Annotated in this window: 11 protein-coding genes, 1 tRNA gene and 1 pseudogene; 9 read left to right on the top strand and 4 right to left on the bottom strand. The window is 67.6% G+C overall.

Annotated features, from left to right (window positions below; translation table 11 throughout):
* Nucleotides 1–212: 212 nt before the first annotated feature.
* Nucleotides 213–2,873: a DNA polymerase I gene (gene polA / locus A5622_RS00145; protein WP_197497935.1), complete on the bottom strand. Its 2,661-nt coding sequence runs from the start codon at nt 2,871–2,873 to the stop codon at nt 213–215.
* Between the two features lie 163 nt (nt 2,874–3,036).
* Here polA and A5622_RS00140 point away from each other — a divergent pair, with 163 nt between their 5' ends.
* Nucleotides 3,037–3,480: a Zn-ribbon domain-containing OB-fold protein gene (locus A5622_RS00140; protein ID WP_066875901.1), complete on the top strand. Its 444-nt coding sequence runs from the start codon at nt 3,037–3,039 to the stop codon at nt 3,478–3,480.
* The gene (locus A5622_RS00135; protein WP_066875899.1) at nt 3,477–4,676 is read left to right on the top strand and encodes a lipid-transfer protein; all 1,200 of its coding nucleotides are present in this window, start codon (nt 3,477–3,479) and stop codon (nt 4,674–4,676) included. The genes A5622_RS00140 and A5622_RS00135 overlap by 4 nt, the downstream gene beginning before the upstream one ends.
* Nucleotides 4,677–4,811: 135 nt before the next feature.
* On the opposite strand, the gene A5622_RS00130 is transcribed toward A5622_RS00135, so the two are convergent.
* On the bottom strand, nt 4,812–5,426 hold the full coding sequence (locus A5622_RS00130) for an ANTAR domain-containing response regulator (RefSeq protein WP_066866931.1): 615 nt from the start codon (nt 5,424–5,426) through the stop codon (nt 4,812–4,814).
* Between the two features lie 112 nt (nt 5,427–5,538).
* Here A5622_RS00130 and A5622_RS00125 point away from each other — a divergent pair.
* The 7 genes from A5622_RS00125 (at nt 5,539) to cydC (ending at nt 14,330) form a co-directional block, all read left to right on the top strand.
* A tRNA-Leu gene (locus A5622_RS00125) sits at nt 5,539–5,612 on the top strand.
* A gap of 791 nt (nt 5,613–6,403) precedes the next feature.
* On the top strand, nt 6,404–7,735 hold the full coding sequence (locus A5622_RS00115) for an adenylate/guanylate cyclase domain-containing protein (RefSeq protein ID WP_066875896.1): 1,332 nt from the start codon (nt 6,404–6,406) through the stop codon (nt 7,733–7,735).
* A gap of 27 nt (nt 7,736–7,762) precedes the next feature.
* Nucleotides 7,763–8,368 (top strand): HdeD family acid-resistance protein, encoded by a 606-nt coding sequence (locus tag A5622_RS00110; protein ID WP_369829210.1) that lies wholly within the window; start codon nt 7,763–7,765, stop codon nt 8,366–8,368.
* A gap of 91 nt (nt 8,369–8,459) precedes the next feature.
* The gene (locus tag A5622_RS00105; RefSeq protein WP_066875892.1) at nt 8,460–9,932 is read left to right on the top strand and encodes a cytochrome ubiquinol oxidase subunit I; all 1,473 of its coding nucleotides are present in this window, start codon (nt 8,460–8,462) and stop codon (nt 9,930–9,932) included.
* Nucleotides 9,933–9,965: 33 nt separating this feature from the next.
* Entirely contained in the window at nt 9,966–11,006 is a 1,041-nt protein-coding gene (gene cydB, locus A5622_RS00100) for a cytochrome d ubiquinol oxidase subunit II (protein ID WP_066875891.1), read from the top strand.
* A 62-nt stretch (nt 11,007–11,068) separates the two neighbouring features.
* On the top strand, nt 11,069–12,682 hold the full coding sequence (gene cydD, locus A5622_RS00095) for a thiol reductant ABC exporter subunit CydD (protein ID WP_066875889.1): 1,614 nt from the start codon (nt 11,069–11,071) through the stop codon (nt 12,680–12,682).
* On the top strand, nt 12,669–14,330 hold the full coding sequence (cydC, locus tag A5622_RS00090; RefSeq protein WP_066875887.1) for a thiol reductant ABC exporter subunit CydC: 1,662 nt from the start codon (nt 12,669–12,671) through the stop codon (nt 14,328–14,330). The genes cydD and cydC overlap by 14 nt, the downstream gene beginning before the upstream one ends.
* Here the strand turns inward: cydC and A5622_RS30625 are convergent.
* Entirely contained in the window at nt 14,292–15,023 is a 732-nt protein-coding gene (locus A5622_RS30625; protein ID WP_197507915.1) for a maleylpyruvate isomerase N-terminal domain-containing protein, read from the bottom strand. The genes cydC and A5622_RS30625 overlap by 39 nt on opposite strands.
* A 128-nt stretch (nt 15,024–15,151) precedes the next feature.
* Nucleotides 15,152–16,060 (bottom strand): annotated as a pseudogene (locus A5622_RS00080) (phosphatidylglycerol lysyltransferase domain-containing protein); the annotation flags it as partial.
* Nucleotides 16,061–16,117 lie beyond the last annotated feature (57 nt).

Genomic DNA, 16,117 nt, shown 5'->3' with positions numbered 1-16,117 from the left:
GGACAGGTTTGGTCGTAGGGACAATTCAGGATTTACCTGTCGAGGCTACTCGACTGGGCACATGCTGGCCAAACCCAGCGCGGTTGACGGCGGCCGAACGGATGTCGCGAACGTGACGCCACGGCGAATTGTCAGCCGATTCTCCGCCATCGCCTCGCATTCGGCGGCCGATCAAGCAGCGATTACACCCCTCGGAAGCTTCGTTCGCCGCGCTAGTGCGCCGCGGCGTCCCACGAACGGCCGTAACCCACCGACACCTCCAGCGGGACGTCGAGGGGGTAGGCGCCGCCCATCTTTTCGCGCGCCAGCGCTTCCAGCTGTTCCCGCTCGCCGGGCGCGACCTCGAAAAGCAGCTCGTCGTGCACCTGCAGCAGGATCCGGGAAGACAGCCCGGCGGCTTTGATCGCCTTGTCGACCTCGAGCATCGCCACCTTGATGATGTCGGCCGCGCTGCCCTGAATGGGCGCGTTGAGCGCGGCCCGCTCGGCGGCCTCGCGCACCTGGCGGTTGCTGCTGTCCAGTTCGGGCAGGTAGCGACGGCGGCCGAAGACCGTCGATGTGTAGCCGTCCTTGCGAGCCTGTTCGACGACGTCCATCAGGTAGTCGCGCACCCCGCCGAACCGGGCGAAGTACTGCTCCATCTGGTCTTTGGCTTCTTCGGTGGAGATCTTGAGCTGGGCGGACAGCCCGTAGGCGCTCAGGCCGTAGGCCAGGCCGTAGGACATCGCCTTGACGCGGCGGCGCAGCTCCGCGGTGACCTCCTCGATCGGGACGCCGAACGCCCGCGACGCGACGAAGGAGTGCAGGTCCTCCCCCGTGTTGAACGCCTCGATGAGGCCCTCGTCCTTGGACAGGTGGGCCATGATCCGCATCTCGATCTGGCTGTAGTCGGCCGTCATCAGCTCGCTGTAGCCCTCGCCGACGACGAACGCGTCGCGGATCCGCCGGCCCGCCTCGGTGCGGATCGGGATGTTCTGCAGATTCGGCTCCGTCGACGACAACCTGCCCGTCGCGGCGATGGTCTGGTTGAACGTGGTGTGGATGCGGCCGTCCGAGGCCACCGAGTTCAGCAACCCGTCGACGGTGACTTTGAGCCGGGTGGCATCGCGGTGGGCCAGCAGATGCTGCAGGAACGGATGGCCGGTCTTGTCGAACAGCGACTGCAACGCGTCCGCGTCGGTGGTGTATCCGGTCTTGGTGCGCTTGGTCTTCGGCATCTCCAGCTCGTCGAAGAGCACCGTCTGCAACTGCTTGGGCGAGCCCAGATTGATCTGTTTGCCGATCACCGCGTACGCCGCCTCGGCCGCATCCCTGATCTGGTGGGCGAAATCGCTTTGCAGCTCTTGCAGCAGGTCCAAATCGACTGCGATGCCGGCGTTTTCCATCCCGGCCAGCACGGCCTGCACCGGCAGCTCCATGCCGCTCAACAGCGAGGTGGAGTTGATTCGGGCCAGCTCTTCGTCGAGCGCCTCGGCCAGATCCAGCACCGCCACGGCGCGCAGGATCAGCGTCTGCACCGCCTGGTCGTCGACGCCCTCGTCATCGTCGAGCAGCGAAAGCTGTTGCTGTTCAGGGTTTTCGGCGCGCAGCTCGCGGCGCAGGTAGCGCAGCGAGAGGTCGTCGAGGGAGAAGCTGCGCTGGCCGGGGCGCACCAGGTAGGCGGCCAGCGCGGTGTCGGAGGTGACGCCGGCCAGCGTCCAGCCCCGCCCGGCCAGGTCGTGCATCGCCAGCTTGGCCTCGTGCAGCGCCTTGGGCGGACCGGGGTCGGCCAGCCAAGACGCCAGTGCCGCTTCGTCTTCGGGATCCAGTGTCGCGGTGTCGATGTAGCGGCCCTCGCCGTCGGCGGACACGATGGCCAGGGCGGTGGCGTCGGCGTCGTAGGCCAGATGAGTCCCCACGACGGCCAGGCCGAACCGCTTGCCCGAGCTGTGCTCGGCCAGCCACACGGCCAGCTCGCCCGGTTCCAGCGCGCCGCCGCGCACGTCGAAGCCCTCGTCGACCTCGGGCTCCACCGCGGCCAGGGTTTCGAACAACCGGTCCCGCAGCACCCGGAATTCCAGGTCGTCGAAGAGCCGGTGAATCTGGTCGCGATCCCACGGTTGCAGCCGCAGCGTGTCCGGGGTCTGGGCCAGCGGCACGTCTTTGACCAGATCGGTCAGCTCGCGGTTGCGGATCACGCTGGGCAGATGCGCGCGCAGCGCGTCGCCGACCTTGCCGCGCACCGAGTCGACGTTGTCGACCAGCGCCTGCAGCGACCCGTACTCGCCGATCCATTTGGAGGCGGTCTTCTCCCCGACGCCGGGTATGCCGGGCAGGTTGTCACTGGGGTCACCGCGCAGGGCGGCGAAGTCGGGGTACTGCTGCGGCGTCAGCCCGTACTTTTCGACGACGGCGTCCGGGGTGAAGCGGGTCAACTCGCTGACCCCCTTGCGCGGATACAGCACGGTCACGTTGTCGCTGACCAACTGCAGCGAGTCGCGGTCGCCGGTGACCACCAGCACCCGGTAGCCCTCGCGCTCGGCCTGGGTGGCCAGCGTCGCGATGAGGTCGTCGGCCTCGAACCCCTCCTCGGCCAGCACCGTGATGCCCAACGCCGCAAGGACTTCCTTGGTGATGTCGATCTGGCCGCGGAACTCGTCGGGCGTCGCGGACCGGTTGGCCTTGTACTCCGGGTAGCGCTCGGAGCGAAACGTCTGACGCGAGACGTCGAACGCGGCGGCGATGTGGGTCGGGGCCTCGTCGCGCAGCAGGTTGATCAGCATGGCGGTGAAGCCGTAGACCGCGTTGGTGGTCAGCCCGCCGCGGGTTTTGAAGTTCTCGGCGGGCAGCGCGTAGAACGCCCGAAACGCCAGCGAGTTGCCGTCCAGCAGCATGAGCGTCGGCGTGGTCTGTTCCTCGCTGGCCTTGGGGGTGGTTTTCGTGGCGGGCACGGTCTCACTCTAGGCACCCGGTGTGACGAGGCAGGCGTCCCGACCGCGCCCGCGGCAGAACTGCAACACGTTTCAGTTTTGCGTTGGGGCTGGGTAGTCTGGCCGGGTGCCAGAGGTCACCAGTCCAGAACCCGCGATCGACGGATGGTTCGCCACCGATGACGCCGGAAACCCGCATCTGATCGGCAGCAAGTGCCCCGAGTGCGGCACCTATGTCTTCCCGCCGCGGGAGAACAACTGCCCCAACCCGGCCTGCGCCAGCGACACCCTGGAGTCCGTCGCCCTGTCGACCCGGGGAACGCTGTGGAGCTACACCGAGAACCGGTACCCGCCGCCCGCGCCCTACCCGGCGGCCGACCCGTTCGAGCCGTTCGCCATCGCCGCGGTGGAGCTGGCCGACGAGGGCATCATTGTGCTGGGCAAGGTCGTCGAGGGCACGCTGGCGGCCGATCTGAAGGTCGGCATGCAGATGGAGCTGACCACCATGACCTTGTTCACCGACGCCGACGGCGTGGCGCGCACCGTGCACGGTTGGAGGATCGCGAAATGAGCCCGGAACCGCTTTACATCCTGGGCGCCGGCATGCACCCCTGGGGCAAATGGGGCCGCGACTTCACCGAATACGGCGTGGTCGCCGCTCGCGCCGCGCTGGCCGAGGCCGGGCTGGACTGGCGACAGATCCAGCTGGTCGCCGGCGCCGACACCATCCGCAACGGCTACCCCGGCTTCATCGCCGGGTCGACGTTCGCCCAGAAGCTGGGCTGGAACGGTGTGCCGGTCAGTTCCAGCTACGCCGCCTGCGCCAGCGGTTCGCAGGCCCTGCAGAGCGCCCGCGCCCACATTCTGGCCGGCTTCTGCGACGTCGCGCTGGTCATCGGCGCCGACACCACGCCCAAGGGCGCGTTCGCCCCCGTCGGCGGTGAGCGCAAGAACGACCCCGACTGGCAGCGTTTCCACCTGATCGGCGCGATGAACCCGGTGTACTTCGCGCTGCTCGCGCGCCGCCGGATGGACCTCTACGGCGCGACGTCCGAGGACTTCGCTGCGGTCAAGGTGAAGAACTCCCAGCACGGCCTGCAGAACCCGAATGCCCGCTACCGCAAGGAATCTTCGGTCGAGGACGTGCTGGCCAGCCCGGTGGTGTCCGACCCGCTGCGCCAGCTCGACATCTGCGCCACCTCCGACGGCGCCGCGGCGCTGATCGTGGCCAGCGCCGAGTTCGCCCGCAAGCACCTCGGCTCGCTCGAGGGCGTGCCGTCGGTGCGCGCGGTCAGCACGGTCACCCCGCAGTACCCGCAGCATCTTCCCGAATTGCCGGATATCGCAACGGATTCCACCGCCGCCGTGCCCGCACCCGGGCGGGTGTTCAAGGATCAGATCCTGGACGCGGCCTACGCCGAGGCGGGCATCGGCCCGGAGGACGTGAGCCTGGCCGAGGTCTACGACCTGTCCACCGCGCTGGAACTCGATTGGTACGAGCACCTGGGGCTGTGCGCCAAGGGCGAGGCGGAGCAGCTGCTGCGCAGCGGCGCGACCACGATCGGCGGCAGGGTCCCGGTCAACCCGTCGGGTGGGCTGGCGTGCTTCGGCGAGGCGATTCCCGCCCAGGCGATCGCTCAGGTCTGCGAGCTGACCTGGCAGCTGCGCGGTCAGGCCACCGGCCGGCAGGTGGAGAACGCGAAAGTGGGCGTCACCGCCAATCAGGGCCTGTTCGGCCACGGCTCGTCGGTGATCGTCGCCCGCTAACGGTTGCGGCCGTTTGCGGCCGTTTCGAGTGTGAAACAACGGCTTTCGGTGTGAACTGGGGGCGCCGACACGCCGAGGGCGGCCGCCGTGGCTTCACACCGAAAGCCGTGGGTTCACGCTCGACGGCCGGGGAAGCTACTCGTCAGAGCTGCCCAGGGTCTCCAGGACGACCTCGGCCACCCGCTTCATCGTGGTCCTGCGGTCCATGGCGGCGCGCTGAATCCACTTGAAGGCCTCGGGCTCGGTCATGCCCTGTTCGCTCTGGAGCAGCCCCTTGGCGCGCTCGACGAGCTTGCGGGTCTCCAGCCGGTCGGACAACGAGGCCACCTCGCGTTCGAGCTCGGCGATCTCACTGAAGCGGCTGACGGCCAGTTCGATGGCCGGGATGAGGTCGCTGATGGTGAACGGCTTGACCAGGTAGGCCATCGCGCCGGCGTCGCGCGCCCGCTCCACCAGGTCGCGCTGGCTGAAGGCGGTCAAGACGACGATCGGGGCGATCCGCTTGCTGGCGATCTCCGAGGCCGCGTCGATGCCGTCGCGGCGCGGCATCTTGACGTCCATGATCACCAGATCCGGCTGGTGGCGCTCGGCCAGCTCGACGGCTTCCTGCCCGTCGCCGGCCTCCCCGACAATCTCGTAACCCTCCTCTCGGAGCATCTCGGCGAGATCCATGCGGATGAGCGCTTCGTCTTCAGCGATCAGGACCCGGCGCGGCACAGCGGCGTCGGTGTCGGTCGTGGGGCCTGTCATGACGAATATTGTGTCGTGAACGCCTCAGACCAGCGACCTCGGGGGCGGTGAGACGGGTGAGCACTCCTGATCCTCTATGGTGGGAGGCTGCCTCTAAGGTAAGAGGCCGCACGCCCTCGTATCCCAACTGGCAGAGGAAACGGATTCAAAACCCGTCCAGTGTGAGTTCGAATCTCACCGAGGGCACACAAGCGTTCGGCACCTTCGAGCGGGACCGCTGACAGGCCTACAGCCTTTTCCGGTACCACAGTTGAAGTATTGCGGCATTCGTGCGTACAAGCGGTCTGCGAATTCGCCCAAAAACATTCCAATGGTATGTGCTCGGTCCCGCGTTTTAATAAACTGCACGCATTAATACGTAATTCGGCGCATTCCGGGAAAGCCACGCGAATACGCGCTCATTTGAATTCATTCGATCCGGGCTACCAGTGGAGCGTGTTCTGCGGACCCGTGGCGCGCGGCGTCGACACACATCGGCGCCTCCGGCCGTCACCCCGCTACCGGTGCCGGCGACCGACCAAGCCGCCGCGAGCGTGCGGTCGCATGATCGAGCAAGCGACCAAACGGCAAGTGCGCCAGATCAATCGCCGATTGAGCGGGTTACGCACATCTGGCCCGAGGCCGACACGTCCGCTCCCGGCGAGTAGTTACCGATGGAATCGGTGGCGACCCGCAGTAGCCAACTGGGCTCGCTGCACGCGGCGCTACAGCCCTGCATCAAAAACGCGGTGGAAACCAGGATTGAGGCAAGAACAAACCTCTTGAGACCCGCCATGCGGCACCCCTTAGTCGAGGCGATCACGTGTCCATAAGCCCTGTCAAACACGTGTTAAATAACCCGAACCAATGACTCCTAAACCCGATTACAACCCGATAACAAGAACTGTTATCAGACTCAGAAACTTACGGGGGCGAAAACCAGGATTTTCTTTCAAGACGGCCGCCGAGGGCGCTGCTCAGCGGTTAGGCTGGCACCCGTGGCGGCCAAGAAGTGTGGTGCCCCACCAAGATGCCCAGACGGCTCGTCGGGGCGCCCGGACTGCGTGGCCGCGGCGCGCGCTCAGTCGCGCGCCCGCAGTCAGCACTACGCCGACAGCGCCGCGCGTGAATTCCGCGTGCTCTCGATCGCGGCCTGGCTCGCCGTCGTGGTCTGCACCACTTTCGTGGTACTGCAGGTGGTCACCGGCGCCTGGATTTGGCAGATCGTCCTCGTCAACGTCGTCTCGGCGTTGATCTTCGCGAGCGTGCCGTGGCTGCACCGGTTCGGTGAACTGGTCGCACCGCTGACGTTCATCGGTACGGCCTACGTCACGGTCGCCGCCACCTGTTGGGACTCGGGCACGGCATCGGGCGGCCAATTCTTCTTGGTGGTGGGCGTCTGCCTGGTGGTGCTGGTGCTGGGGCTGGACCACATCGTGCTGGCCGCCATCGTGGCGGCCATCGCCGCCGCCCTGATCATCGCCCTGGAATTTCTCGTTCCCCGCGACACCGGCCTGGTGCCGGCCTGGGCGCAGTCGATGATGTTCGTCGTCACCATCATCTCCGCTTGCGTCATGGTGTTCATCACCGTGTGGTACGCGCTGCGCGATACCCAGCGCGCCGAGTCGGTGATGGAATCCGAATACCAGCGCTCGGAAGCGCTGCTGGCCAACATGTTGCCGGGCAGCATCGCCGAGCGTCTCAAGAGCGCCGACCGAAACGTCATCGCCGACAAGTACGACGAGGCCTCCGTGCTGTTCGCCGACATCGTCGGCTTCACCGAGCGCGCCAGCAGCACGGCGCCGGCGGACCTGGTGCAGTTCCTAGACCGGCTCTACGGCGCCTTCGACGAGTTGGTCGACAAACACGGCCTGGAGAAGATCAAGGTCAGCGGGGACTCCTACATGGTGGTCAGCGGCGTGCCGCGGGCGCGGCCGGATCATGCCTTTGCCCTCGCCGATTTCGCTCTCGACATGGCCAATGTTGCTGCGGCACTGCGTGATCCGCATGGCCAGGCCGTCCCGCTGCGGATGGGCATGGCCTGCGGACCCGTCGTGGCCGGCGTCGTGGGTTCGCGCCGGTTCTTCTACGACGTGTGGGGCGACGCCGTCAACGTCGCCTCGCGGATGGAATCCACCGATTCGGTGGGCCGCATCCAAGTGCCCCAGGCGATGTACGAGCGCCTGAAAAACGAGTTCGTGCTGCAAGAGCGCGGCCGCATCGAGATCAAGGGCAAGGGCGTTATGCGCACGTGGTATCTAATCGGGCGCAAGGCAGGCGAAGAACCCACCGACCTGCGTGCCGAGGATCCACGCACCGTTCACGTCTGACCAAAGTCCCTGTACCACGGCGCACGTTTGTGCCAGACTGCGGCCATGACTATCTCCCCTGGCTCTCCTGGAACCCACCCCGTTCCAAGCTTGCTGCCGCATCTGTGGAAATCCGCTCTGCTGTCGGGAATTCTGTCTCTTGTCCTCGGTGTCCTGGTGCTGGCGTGGCCGGGAATTTCCATCCTGGTCGCCGCCATCGCCTTCGGCGTTTATCTGCTGATTACCGGTGTCGCGCAGGTCGTCTTCGCCTTCTCGCTTCATGTCTCGGCGGGCAGCCGGATCCTGCTGTTCATCAGCGGCGCAGCGTCATTGATCTTGGCGTTGCTGGCATTCCGTCATTTCGGTCAGGGCTACGCAATCCTGCTGTTGGCCATCTGGATTGGCATCGGGTTCATCTTCCGCGGAGTCGCCACAACGGTTTCGGCCATCAGCGACCCGCACCTGCCGGGGCGGGGCTGGAACATCGTCGTCGGCGTGATCAGCCTGCTCGCCGGCATCGTCGTGCTGGCGTCCCCGTTCCAATCCATCGTCACCCTGGCGATCGTGGTCGGTGCGTGGTTCGTCGTCATCGGCGTCTTCGAGATCATTTCGTCGTTCGGAATCCGCAAGGCCTCCAAGACCCTCGCCAGCTGAGTAGGGCCGCCGGTGGCGGCGGCACCGACTCGTCTACTACACTCTGTCGTAGCCGTTTGGATCGGGCCTCCGCAGTTTCGGGAGATGACAGATGAATGTCGTCGATATTTCGCGGTGGCAGTTCGGTATCACTACCGTCTACCACTTCATCTTCGTGCCGCTCACCATCGGCCTGGCGCCGCTGATCGCCATCATGCAGACGGTCTGGGTGGCCACCGGTAACACCGCCTGGTACCGGCTGACCAAGTTCTTCGGCAAGCTGTTCCTGATCAACTTCGCCATCGGGGTGGCGACCGGGATCGTCCAGGAATTCCAGTTCGGCATGAACTGGTCGGAGTACTCGAAGTTCGTCGGCGACATCTTCGGCGCGCCACTGGCGATGGAGGGGTTGTTCGCCTTCTTCTTCGAGTCCACGTTCATCGGGTTGTGGATCTTCGGCTGGAGCCGGCTGCCGAAGCTGATCCACCTGGCCTGCATCTGGATCGTCGCGTTCGGCGTCAATGCGTCGGCGTTCTTCATCATCGCGGCGAACTCGTTCATGCAGCACCCGGTCGGCGCGCACTACAACCCCGCGACGCGCCGCGCCGAACTGGACGACATCTTCGCCCTGCTGTCCAACAACACTGCGCAGGCGGCGTTTTCGCACACCGTTACCGGCGCGCTGTTGGTCGCGGGCACGTTCGTCGCCGCGGTGAGCGCATGGTGGATGGTGCGCTCGCGCAGGCCCGGTTCCACCACGCCCGAGGCACAAGCCGACGCGCGCACCATGTTTCGCCCCGCGGCCATCCTCGGATGCGGGGTCGTGCTCATCGCCACGGTCGGCTTGTTCTTCACCGGTGACCGGCAGGGCAAGCTGATGTTCGTCCAGCAGCCGATGAAGATGGCGTCCGCGGAAGCGTTGTGCCACACGCAAACCGACCCCGACTTCTCGGTGCTGACGATCGGAACGCACAACAACTGCGGCAGCGTCGCCGAGGTGATCAAGGTGCACTACGTCCTGCCGTTCCTGGCCGAAGGCAAGTTCAGCGGCGTGACGCTGCGCGGCGTGGACGAGCTGCAGCAGGAGTATCAGCAGCGCTTCGGCCCCGACGACTACCGGCCCAACCTGTTCGTCACCTACTGGTCCTTCCGGGCGATGATCGGGTTTTTGGCCATCCCGGTGTTGTTCGCCCTGACCGTGCTGTGGGTCACCCGCGGCGGCCGGACACCCCGCAGCCGGTGGCTGTCGTGGTTCGCCCTGCTCACCATCCCCACGCCGTTTCTCGCCAACATCTCGGGGTGGGTGTTCACCGAGATGGGCCGCCAGCCATGGGTGGTGGCGCCCAATCCCACTGGCGATCAACTGGTTCGGATGACGGTCCGCGAGGGGGTGTCGAATCACGTGCCAGGCATGGTCATCACCTCGCTGGTGACCTTCACCCTCGTCTACGCGGTACTCGCGGTGCTCTGGTTCTTCCTGCTCAAGCGCTACGTCGTCGAAGGCCCGCTGGAGCACGACGCGGAACCCGCTCCCCCGCAAGCGCCCAGCGACGACGAGGTGGCACCCCTGTCCTTCGCGTACTGACCAGGCTTACCGACGCCGAAAGGAGTTGAGACGATGGGACTGCAGGAATTGTGGTTCGGCATCCTCGGGATGCTGTTTTTGGGTTTCTTCGTCCTCGAGGGCTTCGACTTCGGCGTGGGCATGCTGATGGAGCCGTTCGCGCGCGTCGGCATCGGTGAACCGGAACCGCTGCGGCGCACGGCCCTCAACACCATCGGGCCGGTGTGGGACGGCAACGAGGTGTGGCTGATCGTCGGCGGCGCAGCGATGTTCGCCGCCTTCCCCGCCTGGTATGCCACCGTGTTCTCGACGCTGTACCTGCCGCTGTTGGCGATCCTGTTCGGCATGATCGTGCGCGCCGTGGCGATCGAATGGCGCGGCAAGATCGACGACACAAAATGGCGCGGCTGGGCCGACGTCGGCATCGCGGCCGGGTCCTGGCTGCCGGCCGTCCTGTGGGGTGTCGCGTTCGCCATCCTGGTGCGCGGCCTGCCGGTGGGTGCCGACGGGCACATCCACCTGTCCATCACCGACGTGCTGAACGCCTACACCCTGTTGGGTGGGTTGGCCACCGCGGCGTTGTTCATGTTCTACGGGGCGACGTTCGTCGCCCTGAAGACCTCGGGCGCCATCCGCGACGACGCGTACCGGTTCGGTGTCTGGTTGTCGCTGCCGGCCACCGGACTGGTTGCGGCATTCGGGCTTTGGACCCAACTGGCGCACGGCAAGAACTGGACCTGGCTGGTGCTGGCCGCGGCGGTGGTGGCGCAATTGGCGGCGGTGCTGCTGGTGTGGCGACGCGCATCCGACGGCTGGGCGTTCACCTGCGTCGCGGTGGTGGTGGCGGCCGTGGTGATCCTGCTCTTCGGCTCGTTGTATCCGAACCTGGTGCCCTCGACGCTGGACAAGCAGTGGAGCCTGACCATCTACAACGCCTCCTCCACGCATTACACCCTCAAGGTCATGACGTGGGTGACGGCCTTGATGGCCCCGCTGACGGTGGTGTACCAGGCGTGGTCGTATTGGATTTTCCGGCAACGCATCTCGGCTGACCGGATACCGGCGCCCATCGGCCTGGCAAGGCGCGCGACCTGAACAGTAGCGACCGCACCAACCGGGCAGCGCTCGATCCGAGACTGTGGCGGGCCTCGGCGGCGTTGCGCCGTTACCTGCTCGCCGTGGTGGGCTGCGGTGTGCTGATCTCCGGCTGCGCGATCGGCTCGGCGATCGTGCTGGCGGGCATCGTCGCGCGCGTCGTCGGCGACACCTCCGCCCGGAGCCTGCATGGGTGGCTCGGCCCGCTGTCAATCCTGTTGGCGCTGTGGATAATCCGTGCGGTGACGCACTGGCTGCAGGCCCGCCTGGGGCAACGCGGAGCCAGCGCTGTCATCGCCGACCTGTCCGGTCAGGTGCTCACCGCGGTCACCGACCGGCAACCCCGTGACCTCGCGGCGCAACGCGACGCCGCCGCCGTCGTGGTCACCCGCGGCCTCGACGGTCTGCGCCCCTACTTCACCGGTTACCTGCCGACATTGCTGCTCGCCGCCATCCTGACCCCCGCCACGGTGGCCGTGATCGCGGCCTACGACCTGAAATCGGCGGCCGTCGTGGCGATCACGCTGCCCCTGATACCGATCTTCATGGTGCTGATCGGGCTGGCAACCGCCGACCGGTCCGCGGCCGCGCTGACCGCGATGACCACGCTGCAGGCCCGGTTGCTGGATCTGATCGCCGGCATCCCGACCCTGCGGGCGCTGGGCCGCAGCTCGGGCCCGGAACACCGGATCGCCGAACTGGCCGCCGCACACCGCCGCTCGGCCATGGCCACCTTGCGGATCGCATTCCTGTCGGCCCTGGTGCTCGAGCTGCTGGCCACGCTTGGGGTGGCGTTGATCGCGGTCGGGATCGGCCTACGTCTGGTGTTCGGCGAGATGACCCTGACCACCGGCCTGACGGTGCTGTTGCTGGCGCCCGACGTGTACTGGCCGTTGCGCCGCGTCGGCGTGGAATTCCATGCCGCACAAGACGGCACGGCCGCCGCCGGTGCGGCGTTCGACCTCATCGGCGGCCCGACGTCGGCGCCGGCCCGGACCCGGACGGTCGCTGCGCGCGGCGCGCGGATTCGCCTCGAGCATCTGAGCGTGGACGGCCGCGACGGCCGGGCGCCGCGCGACCTGAACGCGGTCATCGAGCCCGGCTCGGTGACGGTGCTCACCGGGCGTAACGGCGCCGGCAAGAGCACCGCGCTGCAGGCGATCGCCGGCATCGGCATGCCCTCGTCGGGCCGGATCATCGTGGACGGCGTCGACGTCGCCGAGCTGGAGCCGGCTGGCTGGTGGGCGCAACTGTCCTGGCTGCCGCAACGCCCGGTGCTGGTCCCGGGCACCGTCGACGACAACCTGGCGCTGCTCGGACGACTCGAAGACGTCGAAAAGGCCTGCGCCGATTCCGGATTCGACGCCGTGCTCGCCGAGCTGCCCGATGGGGGCAGCACCGTGCTCGGACGCGGCGGTGTCGGGCTGTCGCTGGGGCAACGCCAGCGGCTGGGCCTGGCCCGAGCGCTCGGCTCGGCGGCCGCCGTGCTGTTGCTCGACGAGCCGACCGCACACCTGGACGCACCCACCGAGCAACGCGTCTTGCGAGCCATCGCCGAACGGGCCCGGGCCGGTGCGACCGTGATCGTCGTCGGCCACCGCGCGCCGGTGCTGGCCATCGGTGACCGGATCGTCGAGGTGGTCGCCGAGCGGGGGCTGCGTCATGCCCCGGCGTGATCCGCTGGTGCACGCTGTGACACTGCTGCGCCCCCGGTGGCCCCGCGTCCTGGCGGCCATCGCGCTCGGGGTGCTCTCGCTAGGCAGCGCGCTGGCCCTGGCCGGTGTCTCGGCGTGGCTGATCACCCGCGCCTGGCAGATGCCGCCCGTGCTGGACCTGTCGGTCGCGGCGGTCGCGGTCCGCATGTTCGCGATCTCCCGGGGCGTGCTGCACTACTGCGAACGATTGGCCACCCACGACACGGCTCTGCGCGCGGCCGGCGCCGCGCGGGTACAGATCTACCGGCGGCTGGCGCGCGGGCCCGCGGCGGCCGCCGTCCGGCTGCACAGCGGTGAACTGGTGGCCCGGGTCGGGACCGACGTCGACGAACTGGCCAACGTCCTGGTGCGCGCCCTGGTGCCGATCGGCGTCGCGGCAGTGCTGGCCCTGGCGGCGACGGCGGTCGTTGCCGCCATTTCGCCCGCGGCGGCCGTCGTGCTGGCCGTCTGCCTGCTGATCGCCGGGTTCGTCGCTCCCCGCCTCGCGGGTCGGGCCGCCGCGACCCAGGAAGACGTTGCGCGCCAGCATCATTCCGACCGCGACACGTCGGCGATGCTGGCCCTCGAGCATGCCCCGGAGCTCCGGGTCGCCGGCCTGCTTCCCGGGGTCATCGCCGAATCGCAACGCCGGCAACGCGCGTGGAGCGATGCCCTGGACGCCGCCGCCAAACCCGCCGCCATCGCCGAGGCAATGCCCACCGCGGCGATCGGGGCCAGCGTGCTGGGCGCGGTGGTGTGCGGGATCGGGTTGGCGCACGCGGTCGCGCCGACCACCCTGGCGGTGTTGATGCTGCTGCCGCTATCGGCCTTCGAGGCGATGACGCCGTTGCCGGCCGCCGCGATCCAGTTGACGCGGTCCCGGATCGCCGCGCGCCGCCTGCTCGATCTGACCCCGTCGGGGCCCGAAAACCCCACGGGGAGCGCACCCACACCGGTCGGCGCCGGACGGCTGACGGCCGACGTGCGTTCCGGCCACGACGGCGCGGCGCGGTCCACCCGGGCAGCGATCGACCTGCCGCCGGGTGCGAGGCTGGCTGTCACCGGCGCCAGCGGTTCCGGGAAGACGACCCTGCTGATGACCCTGGCCGGTTTGTGGCCGCCGCTGGACGGGGGGGTCACGCTGGACGGCATCGCCCTGACCGAATTCGATGAGGTCGACTTGCGCAGCGCCGTCGGGTTTTTCGCCGAGGACGCGCACATCTTCGCCACCACCGTCCGCGACAACCTGTTGGTCGTGCGCGGGGACTGCCCCGACGACGAACTGACGGCAGCACTGGACGTCGTGGGCCTCGGCCCCTGGCTCGCCGCCCTGCCCGATGGCCTGTCCACGGTGCTCACCGGCGGCGCGCAGGCCCTTTCGGCCGGCCAGCGCAGGAGGCTGTTGCTGGCCCGCGCGGTGATCTCCCCCGCGCGGATCGTGCTGCTCGACGAGCCGACCGAACACCTCGACGTCACCGACGCCGAACGGATACTGCGCGACCTGTTGGCCCCCGATTCGCGGCTGATGTCGCCGCGGCGGACGGTGGTGGTGGCGACGCACCACCTGCCCGAGGGTGTTGACTGCCCCGAATTACGCGTCGGTCAGGAGGCGCCGCAAGACATCGTCTAGCGTCTCCGCGGTGGCGGCCGGGTCCCGCAACCTGGACGGGCAGCGTCCCCACAACACCAGCGGTAATTCGTGGGGTGCGAGTTCGATCAAAATCCCGGTTCCGGCCGGCGTTTCCGCCGATCCCGGTGTCACAACCACATCCGGCCGATGACCGCTTCGCAATGTCACCGGCCCCGATAGCACGCCGGCGTCGCGCCAGCGACAAGCTTCCACCAGGGCCGGCAGCGCGTTGAATGCCGCGAGCGCGTGGGTGATCATGGCCGGATCCGAGAGCAGTCGGACGCTGAGGTCGTCGTCGCCCACGAGATCCCACCGGTGCAGCACCGCTTCGCTATGGCTGTGCATCTCTAACCGCTGTGCGGTCATCTCCCAGCCCGTGTACATGATGGTGTCCCCCGCGTCGAGGGCGGCGACCCCCGACTCGAAACGAGCGGCGTGTTCCACCAATTGTTTTCGGAGAACAGGGTCGGGCAACGCCCGAAACGGCGGCTCGCGCACCTCCCACGAGCGCGTCGCCCTTGTCGGTCGGCCCGCCAGATATTCTTCGATGAGGTCGGCACGTTCCGCCGCGGCGGCGGTGACATGGGCGGTGAGTTCGTGGGCGCTCCAGCCGGAGCACCAGGTCGGCGCAGATGCCTGCAATCCGGACAGGCTAGAGATGAACGCGCGCATGGCTTCATCGCGAAGATTCACGCTGTCTGTCATGGTGTCGACAAACTCCCGGACGAATTCGCAGCTGACTTCTTGTGCGGTCCCCACCCAACCGTCCGGGACGACGCAGCGCTAGCCGTTTTCCGACATCACAGTTGTGGCGCAGGCACTCAGAGGTGTCGCCGGCGCGGCATGAACTCCAGCGACAGGAGCACGAACAATAGCGGAACGATCTGCGTCACGGAGATCACCGCATACCGCCGGGCGTCCAGGGCGTGCCACTTACGCACGTACCGGTACAGCGACTCGAGGGCGATCAGCGGGTCGAGCACGTGGGTCAACCGGTAGAGCAGGCCCTGGGTCCAGCCCCGGTTCGTGGCGTCGAAAATCTCCGGGAAGGCCGCGAAGGCGAGCGAGACCCGCTGTGCCCCAGCCTCTTTGCCGGCCATGATCATGTCGACGCTGAGCCGCTCGTCGAGCCCGTTCGGAGCGCCGCGCCGGCGCCATGGCACGTCGAGGGTGATGTCGCTGCCGCCTCCGGCGGTGGCGTACCGGTGGAACGCCTGCACCTTGCCCGTCTTGTCCCTGGCGATGATCAGGCGGATGCCGGGGAATCGGCCTTCGAGCACGCCGTCGAGGTTCATGTGGAATCCGCGATCGGCGTGGGCGCCCTTGGACGACTCCCGCACCACCTCGGTCAGCTCGGCCAGCAGCTCCTCATCGAGTTCCTGCTCGGACACGATTTCGGTTGTGACGCCGCAGTTGTGGGTGCGCTGCACCGCCTGACGTAGGTTGCGGAACTTGCGGCCCACCATGTCGAAGCCGGCCACGTCGACGACCACATCGCGCCCAATCGGGATGGGCCGCAACGTTTGTCCCAGCACCGCCGAATCGCTCCACAGGCCGAGCCGCCGCTCGCTGCAGCCCACCACGGCGATGCGCCAACCGTGGGCGTGGCAGAAAGCGGCGAAATCGGCCACCAGTTCACCGAAGTGCGCCTCGTCACCGATCGGGTCACTGCCGACCACGGCGATCCCCAGCCGCGTCCGGTAGGCCAGCGCCGCGGTTGTGGAAGTTGATCGACGCGACCGCCGGCGATGCGTTGGCGCCGTTCACCATGCAGACCGGCAAGAGCT

Origin of the sequence: Mycobacterium sp. 1245801.1, from assembly GCF_001673055.1 — a bacterium.
GTDB lineage: Bacteria > Actinomycetota > Actinomycetes > Mycobacteriales > Mycobacteriaceae > Mycobacterium > Mycobacterium europaeum_A.
The sequence above is the reverse complement of the archived record's forward strand: the minus strand, read 5'-3'. Positions and strand labels throughout refer to the sequence as shown.

Bases quoted from the DNA above. Each gene is read 5' to 3' on its own strand.
- polA (WP_197497935.1), bottom strand. From the start codon at position 2,873: ATGCTGCTGGACGGCAACTCGCTGGCGTTTCGGGCGTTCTACGCGCTG.
- A5622_RS00135 (WP_066875899.1), top strand. From the start codon at position 3,477: ATGAGCCCGGAACCGCTTTACATCCTGGGCGCCGGCATGCACCCCTGG.
- A5622_RS00130 (WP_066866931.1), bottom strand. From the start codon at position 5,426: ATGACAGGCCCCACGACCGACACCGACGCCGCTGTGCCGCGCCGGGTC.
- A5622_RS00105 (WP_066875892.1), top strand. From the start codon at position 8,460: ATGAATGTCGTCGATATTTCGCGGTGGCAGTTCGGTATCACTACCGTC.
- cydB (WP_066875891.1), top strand. From the start codon at position 9,966: ATGGGACTGCAGGAATTGTGGTTCGGCATCCTCGGGATGCTGTTTTTG.
- cydC (WP_066875887.1), top strand. From the start codon at position 12,669: ATGCCCCGGCGTGATCCGCTGGTGCACGCTGTGACACTGCTGCGCCCC.